At 64.7% G+C, this 16,467-nt stretch carries 20 protein-coding genes; 7 read left to right on the forward strand and 13 right to left on the reverse strand.

The features are described from left to right. The first annotated feature begins 110 nt into the window (after positions 1-110). Positions 111-1,373, forward strand: a complete 1,263-nt coding sequence (locus tag JF290_RS12300) for an MFS transporter (RefSeq protein WP_199025188.1) — start codon at positions 111-113, stop codon at positions 1,371-1,373. Positions 1,374-1,509: 136 nt separating this feature from the next. Here JF290_RS12300 and JF290_RS12305 read toward each other — a convergent pair whose 3' ends face one another. Next, positions 1,510-2,001 carry an RNA pyrophosphohydrolase gene (locus JF290_RS12305; protein WP_199025189.1) on the reverse strand — a complete coding sequence of 164 codons (492 nt, stop codon included), beginning with the start codon at positions 1,999-2,001 and terminating at the stop codon, positions 1,510-1,512. A gap of 127 nt (positions 2,002-2,128) precedes the next feature. Here JF290_RS12305 and JF290_RS12310 point away from each other — a divergent pair, with 127 nt between their 5' ends. Beyond that, entirely contained in the window at positions 2,129-4,156 is a 2,028-nt protein-coding gene (locus JF290_RS12310) for an NADPH-dependent 2,4-dienoyl-CoA reductase (protein WP_199025190.1), read from the forward strand. Here JF290_RS12310 and JF290_RS12315 read toward each other — a convergent pair. Together JF290_RS12315 and JF290_RS12320 are read right to left on the reverse strand one after the other, a co-directional pair. Beyond that, complete coding sequence (locus tag JF290_RS12315) at positions 4,153-4,500, reverse strand: antibiotic biosynthesis monooxygenase family protein (RefSeq protein ID WP_199025191.1); 348 nt, start codon at positions 4,498-4,500, stop codon at positions 4,153-4,155. The two genes, JF290_RS12310 and JF290_RS12315, sit on opposite strands and share 4 nt — an antisense overlap. Before the next feature lie 59 nt (positions 4,501-4,559). Continuing rightward, positions 4,560-5,000, reverse strand: coding sequence for a DUF4399 domain-containing protein (locus JF290_RS12320; protein WP_199025192.1), 441 nt, complete (start codon positions 4,998-5,000; stop codon positions 4,560-4,562). Positions 5,001-5,208: 208 nt separating this feature from the next. Between JF290_RS12320 and JF290_RS12325 the strand changes: the two genes are divergently transcribed. Then, positions 5,209-6,114, forward strand: coding sequence for a LysR family transcriptional regulator (locus JF290_RS12325; protein WP_199025193.1), 906 nt, complete (start codon positions 5,209-5,211; stop codon positions 6,112-6,114). A 16-nt stretch (positions 6,115-6,130) separates the two neighbouring features. Here JF290_RS12325 and JF290_RS12330 read toward each other — a convergent pair whose 3' ends face one another. The 4 genes from JF290_RS12330 to JF290_RS12345 are packed head-to-tail and all read right to left on the reverse strand — an operon-like array spanning position 6,131 to position 9,092. After that, positions 6,131-7,060, reverse strand: coding sequence for an OmpA family protein (locus JF290_RS12330; protein ID WP_199025194.1), 930 nt, complete (start codon positions 7,058-7,060; stop codon positions 6,131-6,133). Continuing rightward, the gene (locus tag JF290_RS12335) at positions 7,057-7,629 is read right to left on the reverse strand and encodes a peroxidase-related enzyme (protein WP_199025195.1); all 573 of its coding nucleotides are present in this window, start codon (positions 7,627-7,629) and stop codon (positions 7,057-7,059) included. Before JF290_RS12335 ends, JF290_RS12330 begins: the two co-directional genes overlap by 4 nt. Positions 7,630-7,635: 6 nt before the next feature. Beyond that, complete coding sequence (locus JF290_RS12340) at positions 7,636-8,373, reverse strand: GNAT family N-acetyltransferase (RefSeq protein ID WP_199025196.1); 738 nt, start codon at positions 8,371-8,373, stop codon at positions 7,636-7,638. Beyond that, positions 8,370-9,092: a competence/damage-inducible protein A gene (locus tag JF290_RS12345; RefSeq protein WP_199025197.1), complete on the reverse strand. Its 723-nt coding sequence runs from the start codon at positions 9,090-9,092 to the stop codon at positions 8,370-8,372. The genes JF290_RS12340 and JF290_RS12345 overlap by 4 nt, the downstream gene beginning before the upstream one ends. Before the next feature lie 48 nt (positions 9,093-9,140). Between JF290_RS12345 and sfsA the strand changes: the two genes are divergently transcribed. After that, the gene (gene sfsA, locus JF290_RS12350; protein ID WP_199025198.1) at positions 9,141-9,845 is read left to right on the forward strand and encodes a DNA/RNA nuclease SfsA; all 705 of its coding nucleotides are present in this window, start codon (positions 9,141-9,143) and stop codon (positions 9,843-9,845) included. Positions 9,846-9,896: 51 nt separating this feature from the next. Then, on the forward strand, positions 9,897-10,724 hold the full coding sequence (gene map / locus JF290_RS12355) for a type I methionyl aminopeptidase (protein ID WP_199025199.1): 828 nt from the start codon (positions 9,897-9,899) through the stop codon (positions 10,722-10,724). A gap of 224 nt (positions 10,725-10,948) precedes the next feature. Here the strand turns inward: map and rsmD are convergent, their stop codons facing one another. Both rsmD and JF290_RS12365 read right to left on the reverse strand, forming a co-directional pair. Next, entirely contained in the window at positions 10,949-11,503 is a 555-nt protein-coding gene (gene rsmD, locus JF290_RS12360) for a 16S rRNA (guanine(966)-N(2))-methyltransferase RsmD (RefSeq protein WP_199025200.1), read from the reverse strand. Beyond that, positions 11,500-12,711, reverse strand: coding sequence for an NAD(P)/FAD-dependent oxidoreductase (locus JF290_RS12365; protein ID WP_199025201.1), 1,212 nt, complete (start codon positions 12,709-12,711; stop codon positions 11,500-11,502). The genes rsmD and JF290_RS12365 overlap by 4 nt, the downstream gene beginning before the upstream one ends. Before the next feature lie 93 nt (positions 12,712-12,804). Between JF290_RS12365 and JF290_RS12370 the strand changes: the two genes are divergently transcribed. Together JF290_RS12370 and JF290_RS12375 are read left to right on the forward strand one after the other, a co-directional pair. Next, entirely contained in the window at positions 12,805-13,293 is a 489-nt protein-coding gene (locus JF290_RS12370) for a peroxiredoxin (protein WP_199025202.1), read from the forward strand. Between the two features lie 93 nt (positions 13,294-13,386). Beyond that, positions 13,387-13,695 (forward strand): hypothetical protein, encoded by a 309-nt coding sequence (locus JF290_RS12375; RefSeq protein ID WP_199025203.1) that lies wholly within the window; start codon positions 13,387-13,389, stop codon positions 13,693-13,695. A 22-nt stretch (positions 13,696-13,717) separates the two neighbouring features. Here JF290_RS12375 and JF290_RS12380 read toward each other — a convergent pair whose 3' ends face one another. From JF290_RS12380 to JF290_RS12395, 4 genes are read right to left on the reverse strand one after another with little or no spacing between them, the layout of a single operon-like run. Next, entirely contained in the window at positions 13,718-14,011 is a 294-nt protein-coding gene (locus JF290_RS12380; RefSeq protein ID WP_199025204.1) for a 4a-hydroxytetrahydrobiopterin dehydratase, read from the reverse strand. Then, complete coding sequence (locus tag JF290_RS12385) at positions 14,008-15,195, reverse strand: GNAT family N-acetyltransferase (RefSeq protein ID WP_199025205.1); 1,188 nt, start codon at positions 15,193-15,195, stop codon at positions 14,008-14,010. The genes JF290_RS12380 and JF290_RS12385 overlap by 4 nt, the downstream gene beginning before the upstream one ends. Before the next feature lie 45 nt (positions 15,196-15,240). After that, positions 15,241-16,011: a glycerophosphodiester phosphodiesterase family protein gene (locus JF290_RS12390; RefSeq protein WP_199025206.1), complete on the reverse strand. Its 771-nt coding sequence runs from the start codon at positions 16,009-16,011 to the stop codon at positions 15,241-15,243. Continuing rightward, on the reverse strand, positions 16,008-16,466 hold the full coding sequence (locus JF290_RS12395; RefSeq protein ID WP_199025207.1) for a RidA family protein: 459 nt from the start codon (positions 16,464-16,466) through the stop codon (positions 16,008-16,010). The genes JF290_RS12390 and JF290_RS12395 overlap by 4 nt, the downstream gene beginning before the upstream one ends. Position 16,467 lies beyond the last annotated feature (1 nt).

Genomic DNA, 16,467 nt, shown 5'->3' on the forward strand with positions numbered 1-16,467 from the left:
CCCTGTCGTAAACAAGGCCCCATGCGGCGCTGCAGCAAAAGCGACGCCCGTCAGCACGCCTAGGGTGGCCCGACGCGATCGGACCGCAACGCGCGAGAAGGGGGCACGCCATGCTGAACGTTCTTGCCGGTGTCTGGGCCCTGCTGCTCGGCATCGTTCTCATCATGCTGGGCAACGGCATGCATTTCACCCTGATCGGCCTGCGCGGCGGGATCGAGGGATTCTCCTCGACCGCGCTGGCCATCGTCACCTCGGGCTACTTCCTCGGCTTCCTCTCCGGGGCCCGCATCACGCCGATGATGATCCGGCATGTCGGTCACGTGCGCGTCTTCGCGGCGCTCGGCAGCTTCATGTCGGCGGCGCTGATCGCCCTGCCGCTGCTGGCCGAGCCCTGGGCCTGGACGATCCTGCGGGTGCTCGTGGGGTTCTGCATGTCGGGCATCTATGTCGCCGCCGAAAGCTGGCTGAACGCCGCCGCCACCAATGACAACCGCGGCAAGGTGCTGTCGGCCTACATGATCGCGCAGACCCTCGGCATTATCGGCGCGCAGGGGCTGCTGACGCTGGGCGACGCGTCGACTCCGGTGCTGTTCATCTGCGCCTCGATCCTGGTGTCGATCTCCTTCGCCCCGATCCTGCTGTCGGCGACGCCGGTTCCGGCGGTCGATGTCGCGCGCCCGATGCCGCTGCGCGCCCTGGTCCGGGCCGCGCCGCTCGGCACCGTGGGGATTTTCCTGCTCGGCAGCGTCTATGCGACGCAATCGGGCATGGGCGCCGTGTTCGGAACCCAGATCGGTCTGACACCCAACACCATCGCGCTGTTCATCGCCATGCTCTTTGCCGGCGCGCTGGTGCTGCAATTCCCGATCGGCTGGCTGTCGGACCGGATGGACCGGCGCTTGCTGATCCTCGGCCTCTCGGTCATGGGGGCCGCGTCCTGCGCGCTCGGCTGGCTGACCGGCGGCGGGCTCTGGCCGCTGATGACCGCGGCGTTCTTCGCCGGCGGGGTCACGACGCCGCTCTATGCGCTGCTGCTCGCCTACACCAATGATTCCCTCTCGACGTCCGACATGCCCGCCGCCTCGGGCGGTCTCGTCTTCACCTTCGGTCTGGGCGCGATCGTCGGGCCGATGATCGCGGGCTGGGCGATGGAGGCGCTCGATCCCGGCGCCTTCTGGCTGGTGCTGGGCCTGACATTCGTCATCATCGCGCTCTATGCGCTCTACCGCACGACCCAACGCGCCGCGGCCTCGGTCGAGGACACCGAAAGTTATCTGAACGTGGTCCCGACCACCTCGCTGGTCGCCATCGAAGCCGCCGGGGAATGGTCCGCCGAACACGCCGAGTCGGACCGCAGCGCGGAAGCGATCTGAGGCGGCGCTGCCCGCGCCCGGGCCCGCCCACGTTAACCTCTTCGCCCGCGCGAGGCACGGCATACGGCGTATGCACGCGGTATGCACGCAGTCTGCACGGATGGCACGGGCCCGAGTCAGGTCCCGCGCAGGACCGTTAACGGGGCGTCAGATGCGGCGCGAACTCGGTCAGAACCGTCTCGTAGACCGCGCGCTTGAAGGACACGATCCCGTCGATCAACTCCCCCGGCGCGACCCATTTCCAGGTCGTGAACTCCGGGTGCTCGGTGGCGATATCGACCTGCTCGTCACGCCCCAGAAAGCGCATCAGGAACCATTTCTGCTCCTGCCCGCGATACCGGCCCTTCCAGATGTTGGGCACGATGTCATGCGGCAGGTCATAGGGGAGCCAGTCCTTGGTTTTCGCAACGATTTCAACCAGGTCGGATGTGACGCCAGTCTCCTCCCACAGCTCGCGCAGGGCGGCTTCTCGCGGTTTTTCGCCCTTGTCGATGCCGCCCTGCGGCATCTGCCAGGCCTCGTGATGACGGTCGTTGCGCTGGCCGACGAACACCTCGCCCCGCGCATTCATCAGCATCACGCCGACGCAGCGGCGATAGGGCAGTTTCGCGATCTCTTCCGGGGTCATCCCAGCAGCTCCTCCTGGACCCCACCTGTCTAGCAAGGTCAGGTCGCGATGCAAGACCGTGACGCCGCGTTTGTCGTGACTCACGCCGCGAGTCGGGTATCACAAGACCCAACAGATGGAGACCCTCATGACAGCTTATCCGCACCTTCTCGCCCCACTCGATCTCGGCTTCATCCAGTTGAAAAACCGCGTCCTTATGGGGTCGATGCACACCGGGCTCGAGGAAACGCACGACTGGAACCGGGTCGCCGAATTCTACGCCGAACGCGCCCGCGGCGATGTCGCGCTGATGGTCACCGGGGGCATCGGCCCCAACCTCGAAGGCTCGGTTCTGCCCGGCGCCGCGATGATGACCACCCAGCAGGACATCGACAACCACAGCATCGTCACCCAGCGCGTGCACGACGCGGGCGGCAAGATCTGCATGCAGATCCTGCACGCGGGGCGCTATGCCTATGGACCGAAATGCGTTGCGCCCAGCCCGATCAAGTCGCCGATTTCACCGTTCCCGCCGACCGAGCTCGACGAGGACGGAATCGAGAAACAGATCGCCGACATCGCCGAGGCCGCCCGCAAGGCGCGCGAGGCAGGCTATGACGGGGTCGAGATCATGGGCTCTGAGGGCTATTTCCTGAACCAGTTTCTCGTCACCCACACCAACAAGCGCGAGGATCGCTGGGGCGGCTCCTACGAGAACCGGATGCGCCTGCCGGTCGAAGTGGTGCGCCGCACCCGTGAAGTCTGCGGCGAGGATTTCATCATCATCTACCGCCTGTCGATGATCGACCTCGTGCCCAACGGGTCGACCTTCGAGGAGGTGGTGCAACTGGCCCGCAAGGTCGAGGAAGCCGGCGCGACCATCATCAACACCGGGATCGGCTGGCACGAGGCCCGCATCCCGACCATCGCCACCTCGGTGCCACGCGCGGCCTTTGCCTGGGTCACCAAGAAGCTGATGGGCAAGGTCGGCATCCCGGTCATCACCTCCAACCGCATCAACACGCCCGACGTCGCCGAAGAAGTGCTCGCGACGGGCTGCGCCGACATGGTGTCGATGGCGCGGCCGATGCTGGCGGATGCGCATTTCGTCGCCAAGGCAAAAGCGGGACAGGGCGACCAGATCGCCCCCTGCATCGCCTGCAACCAGGCCTGTCTCGACCACACCTTCAGCGGCAAGCTTACCAGTTGCCTTGTGAATCCGCGCGCCTGCCATGAAACCGAACTGGTGATCGCGCCCGCCGAGACAAAGAAAACCGTCGCCGTGGTGGGGGCCGGTCCGGCCGGCCTGTCGGTCGCGATCACCGCCGCCCAGCGGGGCCACGAGGTCACGCTGTTCGACAAGGCGGCCGAGATCGGCGGGCAGTTGAACATGGCCAAGCAGATCCCCGGCAAGGAGGAGTTCTGGGGGCTCGTCGACTGGTATCGCACGATGATCGCGGATCTGGGCGTCACCACCGAACTGAACCGCGAGGTCGGCGCCGACGACCTGACCGGGTTTGACGAAGTCGTCATCGCCACCGGCGTGATCCCGCGCGATCCGCAGATCCCCGGCCAGGACGGGCCGAACGTCATCGATTACATCGACGTCCTGCGCCACAAGGCCGATGTCGGCAAGCGTGTCGCGGTGGTCGGTGCCGGTGGTATCGGGTTCGACGTGTCCGAATTCCTGGCCCACGAAGGCACCAGCCCCACGGAAAGCCTGCCGCTCTGGATGAAGGAATGGGGCGTCACCGACCCGGCCGAGAGCCGCAGCGGCCTCGCACCGGAAGGTCCGCAACCGCACCCCTCGCCGCGCGACATCACCCTGCTGCAACGCAAGGCCGAAAAGCACGGCAAGCGGCTCGGCAAGACGACGGGATGGATTCACCGCGCCTCTCTCAAGATGAAGGACGTGAACTTCGTCGGCGGCGTGAACTACGAACGCATCGACAAGGAGGGGCTGACCGTGTCCTTCGGCGAGGCGCGGGAGAACCCGACGCTGATCGAGGCCGATACGATCGTGCTCTGCGCCGGGCAATTGCCCGAACGGTCGCTGGCCGATGCGCTGATCGCCAAGGGCATCACGCCCCACGTGATCGGCGGTGCCGACGTGGCAGCGGAACTCGACGCCAAGCGGGCGATCGACCAGGGCACGCGACTGGCGGCCGCGATCTAGCCCTTGTGCACCTTGATGCTGTCCGACGGGGCCTCGGCCCTGTCGAACATGCCGTAGTCGCGCAGTACATGTGCCACGCGCAACCGGTAGTCCCGAAAGACGCCTGCACGCCCCTTGGCCTGAGCGACCCGATGCTCGGCCAGGCGACGCCAGTTCTCCACCGCGTCCTCATCGCGGAACAGGGAAAAGGACAGCAGCTTGTCCGGGTCGGTCAGGCTCTGGAACCGCTCGACCGAAATGAACCCGTCGACCTCTTCGACCATCGGGCGCATTTCGGCCGCGATGTCCAGATATTCGCCCTTGCGTCCGTCTGCCGGATAGACCTCGAAGATGATGGCGATCATGTCGTTCCCTCCCAACCTGCTTTCCGGCAGCCTTGTTCAGGTCAACGCCGGCGGCAAGCCTATTCGACGGTGATCGTGATCACCTCCGAGACGACCGGCGTGCTGTGGGGCACATGGGCGGCGTCGCCGAGAACCAGTTGCAGCGTATGTGTGCCGGGCGGAAGCTCGATGGTCGCTTCGGTCTGGCCACCGCCGAAATGCATGTGGTTTTCATCCGCCGGCAGCCCGTTCGCCAGTTCGTCGGCGCCTTCCTCCCCCTCGCCAAAGGGCGCGCGGTTGATCAGCAGGTGATGATGGCCGGTCATGTCCTTCTCGGTTCCGGCGGGCGCGACCCCCATGCCCGACAATCCGAAGACGACGGTGACGGGCGAAGACACAGTGGCCCCATCCTCGAGGTTGACGAAATAGACCTTTGCGTCGGGATTGGCGGGCGTGTCGCCCCCGGCGAAGGCGGGCAGCCCCAGAAGGGTGACGGCGGCGGCGATCAAGGCAAGTCTCATGGCAGATCCTTTCGGCTTGGTGTCCACGTCAGATTGCCCATCTTGACGCAAGGGCGCCCGCAAGTGTCAAGAAATTCGCGTCGTGTCCGGTTTCCTGTCGCGCGACGATGAAGGGTGAAATCCAGCAATTATCCCAAGCCCGCCCCGTTCTTGCCCAGATTGCGCGCGACAACCATGTGGATTGACCCGAGCGCCCGAGGTGACTGGAATGGATCGACTGACCGAGATGGAAGCCTTCGCGAACGTGGTGGATCAAGGCGGGTTCACCGACGCGGCCAAGAAGATGGGCATTTCCAAATCGGCCGTGTCAAAGCATGTGTCGAGCCTCGAGGCGCGGCTTGGCGCGCGGCTGCTGAACCGGACGACCCGGCGTGTCAGCCCGACCGAGATCGGGCTCGCCTATTATGACCGGGCGCGCCGCGTGCTGAACGACGCGGGCGAAGCGGATGCCCTGGTGACGTCGATGCAATCCGCGCCATCGGGCCTGTTGCGGATCAGTGTCGCCACGGATTTCGGGGTCAACCACCTGTCACCGGTGCTGAGCGGCTTCCTCGCCGACTATCCCGAGATCACCGTGAACATGGTCCTCAACAACCGCTATGTCGAACTGATCTCGGAAGGCTTCGATATGGCCGTGCGCATCGGAGAACTGGAAGACAGCACGCTGCGCGCCCGAAAGCTGACCGAGACCACCAAACGGATGATCGCGGCGCCCTCCTACTTCGAGAAATACGGCCGCCCTCTCAAGATCGACGATCTGAACGCACACAAGCTGCTGCACTACTCGAACCAGTCCAGCGGCAATGTCTGGCGATTGACCGCGCCATCGGGCGAAAAGCGGCAGGTGCGGACCGCCGGTTGGCTGAGCGTGAATGACGGGCAATCCCTGCTGAACGCGGCGATCTCGGGCCTGGGCATCGCCTATTTGCCAAGCTTCCTGTTTTCCGAGGCGTTGGCAAAGGGGCTTGTCGAAGATGCCATGCCGTCGCTCCCGCTCGAGACACAGGGAATCTATGCCGTCTATCCGCCGGGGCGCTTCACCCAGCCCAAGGTGCGCGCTTTCATCGATTTCCTCGTCCATGCCTTTGCCGACAAGGGTCCGAACGACTGGTAAGCCACACCCCGCGCGATCAGTCGCCTGACAACAGGATTGCCTCGACCCTGCGGTTCACCGTGCGACCCTCTTCGGTCAGGTTCGAGGCGATGGGGGCAAGATAGCCCATACCCTCGGCATCGACCTGCGCCGGGTCGGCGCCATAGGTTTCGATCAGACGCCTGCGCACGGCTTCCGCCCGGCGTTTTGAAAGCGAGATATTGCTGTCGAGCCCACCGGTGGTGTCGGTATGCCCGACCAGTGCAATTCTCTGACCTGGGGCGCGACTCAGGTAATCCGCGAGACCCGAGAGCGACTCGTGCGGACCGGGCCCCAGCGTGTCGGCCCCGGTTTCGAAATCGAGATCCGCGAGCACCACGTGGCCCCGCTCGAGCAGGATTTCGACCACGTCCTGCGCGTCGCCGGCATCCTGCGCCTGACCCGGTGCGCGCGCTGCGAGGATCACCCCCCCGGTCGCGTCCGGCGGCGTCACCTCGATCAACTGGATATAGGTCGCGTTGCGGCTGCGGCTGACCAGCAGGCTGAGCGCATCGCCTTCGGCGCGTCGGGCCGACACGAAGCGATAGTCCCGCATATCCACATGCATGTCCGGCGCAGGGATCACCTCCGTCGAAAAGCGGAAATCGAAGCCGCCACAGGCGCGATCCTCGCATTCGAATACCACGTCATAGCCTTCCTCGTCGATCTGCGCCCGCAGCGGGCTCAGCACCTGCAGCGTCGTGATCGCGCCGCCATCGATGCGCCAGCTGCGGCGCGTCACCCGGCCCTCGACCGTCTCCGCCGGGATGCCACCCTCGCTCCAGACCCCGAGCGGCAACTGGTAACTGTCCAGCGGGCTTGCCCGTTCGGTCAGCTGGCGGGCCGTCGTCGGCAGAACCGGCTCGAGCGCTGCGCCGGCCTGGGGCGCCAGCACCAGCGCACAGCCAAGGGCGAGACGGGCGATCATCTGGACTGCGCGTGATACCCGTCGTTGGGCTTCATCGCGGTGGCGCTGGCCACGCGGTTGGTCATGTTGAAGAAGCCGGCCACGTTGGCGATGTCCCAGATGTCCCGATCGCTGAACCCCACATCGCGCAGACCTTGCCGGTCGGCTTCCTCGATCGTCGCGCTGGCCGTGGTCATCTTGGCCGCGAAATCCAGCATCGCCCGCTGGCGCGCGTCCAGCGGCGCGACCCGGTAATTCATGACCAGCATCTCGCCCAGGATCGGATCGTTCGACAATTGCCGAACGGCGGCCCCGTGCGCGACCAGGCAATAGAAACACCGGTTGATCGACGAGACCACCACCGCGATCATCTCGCGCTCGAGCTTGCTGAGCCCGCTGTCGGCCAACATCAGGTCGTTGTACATGCCCGTAAAGGCGTTCAGCTTGTCGATGTCGAAGGCATTGGCCTTCAGGACATTGGGGATCATGCCCAGTTTTTCGGTGCAGATGTCAAAGTATTTTCGCGTCGCTTCGGGCAACGGGTCGACCATGGGCAGATCGAGGGCGGTGGGCATGTCGTTGTTGGTCATCCGGGCTCAGGCTCCGTCTTTCAGATGGCGATAATGATACTGTCCCACAGCCTGCATCCCGAGGGAAGCATAGAGCCCGTTCGCCGCCACATTCGCCCGAGTGCAGATCACTGACAGAGTGTCGGCCTGCTGTTCGGCTGCCCAGAAGGCCGCTGCGCGCATGATCCAGCGTGCCATCCCGGCCCGCCGCTGATGCGGCAGCACCTCGACCGCATGTACCATGGCCACCGAACCATGAATGGCGGCAAAGGCGACCCCGGCGGGCTTGTCGCGGTGGCGGGCAAGAAAGCCTGTCTTGGGCCCCGGCACGCGCTCCATCACCGCGACTCGCTCTGGCCCGATCCCACCCGCGGCCCAGATCTCGCGCATGATCGCCAGCGGCTCCCAGATCGTGAAGACGGTGACACGGGGAATCGGTTCGCTCATCAGCGCGTCCGGCGGGCAGGTATAGATCGTGACCGGGTCGCGCACCACGTGGCCCCGTGCCGCCAGTTGGCCGTCCAAGGCGGTTTCCTCGGGTCGGACCATGAAGAGCGGCGGTTGCTCCATGTCGCGCATCGCGCCTTCGGCGGCGGTGATCTGGTCCTCGTCGACCGGTGTCGCGACCGTCGAAAGCGTCGCCGCCGACACCCGCCCGCCACCGCCGCGACCCTCGCGCAATGTCCACGGGCCAAGCGTGCTGTAGCGCGCCGCTGACCAGGTTCCGTCGATCACCTCGGACCAGAAGGACGAGTCCGCCGTCACAAGTCGAGACCCCGGGCCAGATCGGCCATCGCCGCATCGACCCGGCTACCGTCCTGCCCCCGCACGACCACGTTGGCACCAAAGACACCATCCTTCTGGAACGGGTAGCAACCGATGGACAGATCCGCGTATTCGGCCGCGAGTTGGCCCAGCAGGTCCGCGATGTCACCCTCGCCGCGATAGACCCGCAGGCTCTGTGACAGCAGCGGCGCGCCTCCCGTCAGAGTCGGAAGCACGCTGGCGACCATCGCCTGAAAGACGGCCGGAACACCCGCCATCACGTGCACGTTGCCGATGGTGAAGCCCGGTGCGCGCGATACCGGGTTGTCGATCAGGGTCGCGCCCTCCGGGATGCGCGCCATGCGCAGGCGCGCAGCGTTCAGCTCGAGCCCGGTGGCGTCGTAATGCGCTTGCAGGATCGCCCGCGCATCGTCGCGCACGTCGATCGAGACTTCGAAGGCCGCCGCGATGCAGTCCGCCGTGATGTCGTCATGGGTCGGCCCGATCCCGCCGCTGGTGAACACCGCGTCATGGCCTTCGGACAACGCCTTGACCGCCGCGACGATCGCGTCGCGGTCATCGGCCACGACGCGCACCTCCTTGAGGTCGATGCCGTGCTTGGTCAGCTCGCCTGCGAGGAAGTGCATGTTGGAATCACGCGTGCGACCGGAGAGGATCTCGTCCCCGATCACGAGCATGGCGGCGGATGGATTGGCCATGACAAGCCTCCCTTGAATGGCGCGTGTCGCAGGTATAGTCCCGCGCTCATGCGCTTTGAACCCCCTCTCGTGCCGGCGCGGCTGATCCGCCGCTATAAACGGTTCCTCGCCGATTGCCGGCTTGAGGACGGGCGCGAGATTACCGCCCATTGCGCCAATCCCGGATCGATGCTGGGCCTGGCCGATCCGGGCATGCGGGTCTGGCTGGAAGAGAATGACGATCCGAAGAAAAAGCTGAAATTCGGCTGGCGGCTGGTGGATCACGAGAACGGCCATTTCACCGGAGTAGACACCTCGGTCCCCAACAGGGTGCTGCGCCAGGCTCTTGAAAATCGTCGCGTTGCCACGCTCGCCGCCTACGGGGCCGTGCGGCCCGAGGTGAAATACGGCACCTCCAGTCGCATCGACTTCCTGCTGACCGAGTCGGGCCTGCCCGACGCCTATGTCGAGGTGAAGAGCGTGACGCTCTCGCGGCAAAGGGGTTTGGCCGAGTTTCCCGATTCCGTCACTGCAAGGGGTGCGAAACATCTGGCTGAACTGGCCGACGTCGCGCGTCTCGGACATCGCGCGGTCATGTTGTTCCTGGTCCAGCGGACCGATTGCACCCACTTCGACCTCGCGCGCGACATCGACCCCACCTATGCCACCGCCTTCGACATGGCCCGGCAGGCGGGCGTCGAAACGCTTTGCTTGGGCACCCGTATTTCGGCGACCGGGATCGAGATCGCAGAACCCCTGGAGGTGACCTTTTGAGCGCCTCTGGTCCTTTCGCGCCAAAAGCACTAAATTGCGTGCAAGATCACGATGATGGAGCGATCCGTGAATAACGAACTTCGTGGCCGTCTGACCAAGGACGGCATACGCATCTACGATTCGGCAGACTTTTCCGGGATGCACGCGGCCGGTGCGCTTGCCGCGCGTATCCTTGACGAGGTCGCGCCCTACGTTCAGGTCGGTCAGACCACCGAAGCCATCGACAAGGCGATTACCGACATGGTCGAGGCGGCCGGCGCCAAGTCGGCCACCATCGGCTACAAGGGCTATCAGCATGCAAGCTGCATTTCGGTGAACCATGTGGTCTGTCACGGCATTCCCAGCGCCAAGACGCTGAAGGACGGTGACATCCTGAATATCGACGTGACCGTGATCGTCGATGGCTGGTTCGGCGACACCAGCCGGATGTACGTTGCCGGAAAGCTGCCCCGCAAGGCCGAGCGGCTCATCCAGGTGACCCATGACGCGCTGATGAAGGGCATCGAGATGGTGCGCCCGGGCAATACCTTCGGCGACATCGGCCACGCTATCCAATCCTATGTCGAGGCGCATCGGATGAGCGTCGTGCGTGATTTCTGCGGCCACGGGTTGGGCCGCGTGTTCCATGCCCCGCCCAACGTCCTGCACTATGGCCGTCCCGGAACCGGAGCGTTGCTGGAAGAAGGCATGTTCTTCACGATCGAACCGATGGTGAACCTCGGTCGCCCCGAGACCAAGACGCTGGCGGACGACTGGACCGCGGTGACCCGCGACAAGTCGCTGTCGGCGCAATTCGAACACTCCGTGGGCGTGACCAGCGATGGCTGCGATATCTTTACCCTGTCGCCCTCGGGTCGCTTCCACCCCACCTACGACTGATCGCGACCGCTTTCGCTCTGGTTTCGCAACAGATCGAGGAGCATGGTCTCACCCCGCCACGGCGTCACCGCGTCGTGAACAAAGACCGGCGAGGACCGCCGCTCGGGCGCGGTTCTGACCTTATCCTGCGTCCGGTGCGGGCCGCTCCAGGGCCAAAAGGCTGCGCGTAAAACCTCTGTCATGATGCGATCCAGCCTATCACGATCCGCGCATTGGGTCGAATTCTACCCGACGAAGCGCAGCAACGTCACATGCGTATCGCCATATCGGCGCGCATCAAGCTGTTCGAAACCTTCCGGGACCGGAACGGCGTCGCCCTCTTCCCACACGATCAGCGCATCCTGTGCGATCCAGCCGCCCGCGGTCGCAGAGGCCAGCGCACGCACGCCAAGACCCTTGCCATAAGGCGGGTCCAGGAACACCAGGTCGCAGGGCGGCTCGGACGCGGATGGCAGTCGGGTCGCATCGCGCCGGATCAGGGTGGTCCGGTCACCGCTGTCCGTCAGTTCGACATTGCGCCGGATCAGGCCCGTCGCCACCCGGCCATCATCGACGAAAGTGACATGGGCGGCCCCCCGCGACAACGCCTCCAGCCCCAGCGCCCCGGTGCCCGCGAAGAGGTCCAGCACCCGCGCGCCCGTGATTTCATGCCGATGCACCAGCACGTTGAACAGGCTCTCGCGCACCCGATCCGTGGTCGGACGAAGGTGCGCACTCGCATCGCCCTTGCCGACGCCGGCGAGGCTTCGCCCCCGGAACTGTCCGGCGATGATCCTCACGCGTTCAACAGCGCTTTCAGATCCGAGCCGGACGCCGCGATGATCTCCGCATCCGGTGATTTTCCCGCTTCGATCAACCTCTTTCCGATCATGTAGGCACGGGGATCATTCATCGCGTCCACCGCCAGCAACCGATCACCCGCGAAATACCAGAAGGAAACCGCGCCCTTGTCGCCCTTTCGCGTCACGACACGGTCATAGCCTGTGTTCAGGCCCGCGATCTGAAGCTTTACATCGTACTGATCCGACCAGAACCAGGGCCGCGGCACATAGGGCTGGTCCGCGCCCATCATGTTGTCCGCGACGCATTCTGCCTGATCAATGGCGTTGGGAACGCTTTCCAGCCGCAATCGGCCGCTCTTATAAGGAAAGCAGGCGCAATCGCCCGCAGCCCAGATCGCCGGATCCGAGCTGCGGCCATGTTCGTCGACCTTTATGCCGTTTTCGATGGCCAGCCCTGCCTTCTCGGCCAAGGTGGTCGAGGGCACGATGCCCACACCGACGACGACGAAATCGACCTGCAGCGCAGTGCCGTCGGTCAGCACGGCGCCGCTCACCCGTCCCCCTGTTCCGGTCAACCGGTCGAGCCCGACGCCTTCGCGGATGTCCACACCATGCGCGCGATGCAGGTCACGGAAGAAATCGCTGGTTTCGGGGCAAGCCACGCGCTGCAGGATGCGATCGGACATCTCAACCAGAGTGACGTCGACACCGCATTTGCGGGCCACCGCGGCAGCCTCCAGTCCGATGTAGCCGCCCCCGACGATCAGGGCCCGCGCTCCGTCGCGGACAGAGGTCGCCATAGCGTCCACATCGGCGAGGGTGCGCACCACGAAAACGCCCTCCAGATCACCGCCGATCGCGGCGGGCAAGCGGCGCGGTTCGGACCCGGTGGTCAGGGCCAACTGGTCATAGGAAATGGTTGCGTCACCGACGGTCACGGTTTTGGCCGCCGGATCGATCGCCGTCACCGGCGCGCCAAGGCGCAGGGTTATGTTCTGGTCGGCATAAAAACTCTCCGGCCTCAGAAACAGCCGTTCGAGCGCCATTTCTCCCAGCAGATACCCTTTGCTGAGCGGCGGGCGCTGGTAGGGCGCGATCGGTTCCTCACCGATCAGCGTGATCTCTCCGTCAAAGCCGTTCTTGCGCAGTTTCGCGACCAGGGACGCCCCCGCCTGCCCTGCACCGATCACCACGAAATGACTCATCTTGGCCCCTCGATCCACGAAAGCTGTGTTTCCCCGCCCATAAATCCTATATGCGCAGGTACATCAAACTCAACATGACGAAAGGGCAAAGGCATGACGATTTCAACAGGGGACAAGCTGCCTGACGCGACGCTGGTTCAGATGGGCTCCGAAGGCCCTGCGCCGGTCGCATTGGCCGAGAAGACGAAGGGCCGCAAGGTGGTGATTTTTGCCGTCCCGGGCGCCTTCACTCCGACCTGCCATTCCGCCCATGTGCCCAGCTTCATGCGCACCAAGGCCGAATTCGACGGGAAGGGCGTGGACGAGATCATCTGCGTTTCGGTCAACGACCCCTTCGTGATGAAGGCCTGGGGCGAGTCGACCGGTGCCGCCGATGCCGGGATCACCATGTTGTCCGATCCCGAAAGCGCCTTTACCAAGGCGATCGGCATGGATTTCGACGCGCCGCCCGCCGGGCTGATCGCCCGCTCCAAGCGCTATGCGATGCTGGTCGAGGATGGCACCGTCAAGATCCTGAATCTCGAGGACAATCCCGGACAGTGCGAAACATCCGCCGGCGAAGGCCTGCTGGCCGAAATGTGATCCATCTAAAGGGGCGGATGGACCATCCGCCCCTGAGACCGCCGGTCAACGGCACGGTTCCATCCCAGACGACACACGTTCCCCGGAGAGCACATGACCCTTCTTCGCGCGTCCCTATTGCCCGCCCTTCTCTTGCTCGCCGCCTGCGCAGTGCCCGACAATCCGTCGCGATCCGGTGCTGGCGGTGAAACCCAGATCCAACTGTCGGATGGGCAGAACTGCTGGAACAACCGCTGCTTCCGCTTCAGCAGCGTCAACCGCTCCGTCCAGGTCACCGGCAAGTACCCGGTCCGGGCGCCGCGCGACATAGACTTGCGTGACGGCTACGTGACCGAGGCGCAGTTCGCCGCGATGTTCCAGACCGCCAACATGGCCTATGCCAACGGTGTCGGACGCCGCTAGGATTTCGCCTGGCCTTCGGGTGTCAGGCCAAACCGTCCATCTTGCGCGCGAGCTTGGCATCCAGAGCGCTGAGACCGCCCACGTCGTGCGTGGTCAGAACCACGGTGACGGTCTTGTAGACGTTGCTCCACTCCGGATGGTGGTCCCATTTCTCGGCCCAGATCGCGACCCGCGTCATCCACCCGAAGGCCTCGACGAAATTGCCAAACTCGTAAGTCTTGGTGATCGCGTCGCGCCCGTCGGCCATCGTCCAACCGGACTTGAGCAACGGGTCCAGCAGAGGTCCCCGGGCTTCGGCTGAGAGTTTCTCGGTCATTCCTGTTCCTCCACTTCGATCTTCTTGAACGGACCATATTCGGTCAGGATCTCGATCTCTTCCTCGACGGCGTCGCGCTCAGCATCCAGATAGCGCCCCACGGCCTCGGCAAAGCCGGCATCCGCAATCCAGTGCAGGCTGTGGGTTTGCTTCGGCAGATACCCCCGCGCCAGCTTGTGCTCCCCCTGCGCCCCCGCCTCGACCCGAGACATCCCGCGTTCAATGGCCATGTCGATGGCGCGATAATAGCACAGTTCGAAATGCAGGCAGGGGTGATGTTCGATACAACCCCAGTAACGGCCGAAGAGCGTATCGCGACCGATCACGTTCAACGCCCCTGCGACCCAACGACCGTCCCGTTCCGCCATCACAAGAGCGAGGTCGGCGCGCAGGTCGCGTTGCGCCAGGTCAAAGAACCGCCGCGTGAGATAGGGCGTGCCCCATTTCCTCGCCCCGGTGTCCTGGTAGAAGACCCAAAAGGCGTCCCAGTGTTCGGGCTGGATCGCATCGCCGGTCAGTACATGGATCTCACCACCGAACCCGTTGGCCTGCGAACGTTCCTTGCGGATATTCTTGCGTTTGCGAGAGGAGAGTGTGGCGAGGAAAGCGTCGAAATCGGCGAAATCGCGGTTCAGCCAATGGAATTGCTGGGTGGTGCGCCGCATCAGTCCCATCTGAGCGCCTGCTTCGGCCTCCTCGCCCGTGCAGAACGTCACGTGCAGCGACGAGACCCTGTTGTCGGCGGCAAGTTGCACGGCCCCCTGCACCAGTGCCGACTGACCGATATGCTCATAGCCGGGCCTCACAAGGAACCTCCGCCCCGTGGCGGGTGTGTGCGGAACCGCGATTTGCAGTTTCGGATAATAGCGCCCGCCCGCCCGCTCCCAGGCGTGGGCCCAGTTGTGATCGAAAATGTACTCTCCCTGGGAGTGCGATTTCGCATACATCGGAGCGCATGCGATCAATTGTCCGTCGAGATAGGCTGTCAGGTATTGCGGCTGCCAGCCGGTGCCGGCGCCCACCGATCCCGACTCTTCGAAGGCGGACAGGAAGCGATGGGTGGTGAACGGGTCGATCGGGCGCCCCCCGTCCGCCGTTTCCGGACAAGCACAGGCATCCCATTCCCGGGCCGCGATCCGTGCCAGAGTTCCAATCACCTGAATTTCGATCTGTGCCTGATCCATACAGCCCTCGCGCCTCTGCCTAATCTGGGTCGGTCGGGCGGGCGATCAACCCGGCAGCGGGGCGAGGTAGCCTTCGAAGGTCACATTGTCCGCGAGCTTGCGCGCCTCTGCCTCTTCTGCGGGCGTCCGGATCGTCCAGCACAGGACCGGAACGCCCGCGGCGCGCATCCGCTGCACACGATCGCGCGTCAGGTCGGACTTGTCGTGGCTGATAAAGGCCGCGTGCGCCGTTTCGAAATCCGGAATCTCGCGCAGCCGCGCGCAGGCCTTGGCGGATAGCGGCCAGTCAGATGGATCATACCCGGAGGTGACGAGCCCACGCGGAATCTCGGGCGCAAGCTCGGCCATCTTCGCCACGCTGTGCGGGTTGAACGACATGACGGCGACGGGCCCCGCATATCCGCGCAGCGCGTCGGCCGCAGCGGCTTCGAGCGGTCCGACCGCCGGCCCCATCGCGCCGTCCTGGTCCTTTATCTCGATCAGCAGGGGTACTTTCCCCTGCACGGCGCCGAGGATGTCAGTGAGGGTGGGGATTCCCTCTCCGTCGCCCCGATACAGCGCGATCTGGGTGGCAGTCTCGGCCGTGATGGCGCGAATCGGACCCTGTTCTCCGGTCAATCGGGACAGATCGTAGTCGTGGAAGACCATGGCCTGACCGTCTGCGGTGAGCTGCAGGTCGATCTCGATACCGTATCCCGCTTCGATAGCGGCGCGGACGGCGGCACGACTGTTTTCGGGGCGCAGGGTGTCGATGTCATGCAAGCCGCGATGCGCGAGCGGCACCGAGAGGAACACCGCAGGAAGAGGCGGGGTCATCGGATACGAAATATGCCTTCGATCTCGACAGCGACTCCCAACGGCAGGGACGCCGCCGAGACTGCAGAGCGCGAATGCCGCCCGGCATCACCGAGGGCCTCGACCAAGAAATCGGACGCCCCGTTGATGACCTTGGGCTGGTCGGTGAATTCGGCTGTCGAGTTGACGAAACCGGTCAGTTTCACCACCTGCACCAGCCGGTCGATATCGCCCGCGCATGCCGCTTTCACCTGCGCCAGCAGGTTGATCGCGCAGCGTCGCGCTGCTTTGGCCCCCGCCTCGATCTCCATGTCATGGCCCAGCTTGCCGGTGATGAGCCCGTTCTCGTCGTTGGAGATCTGCCCGGACACGAACAGCAGCTCACCTGACTGGACGTAGGGAACGTAATTTGCGGCCGGCGCCGGCGCGTCTGGCAGGGTGACACCGAGGTCGGCGAGCTTGGCTTCGATAGACATG

The organism is Sedimentitalea arenosa (assembly GCF_016428585.1).
Classification (GTDB): Bacteria; Pseudomonadota; Alphaproteobacteria; order Rhodobacterales; family Rhodobacteraceae; genus Sedimentitalea; species Sedimentitalea arenosa.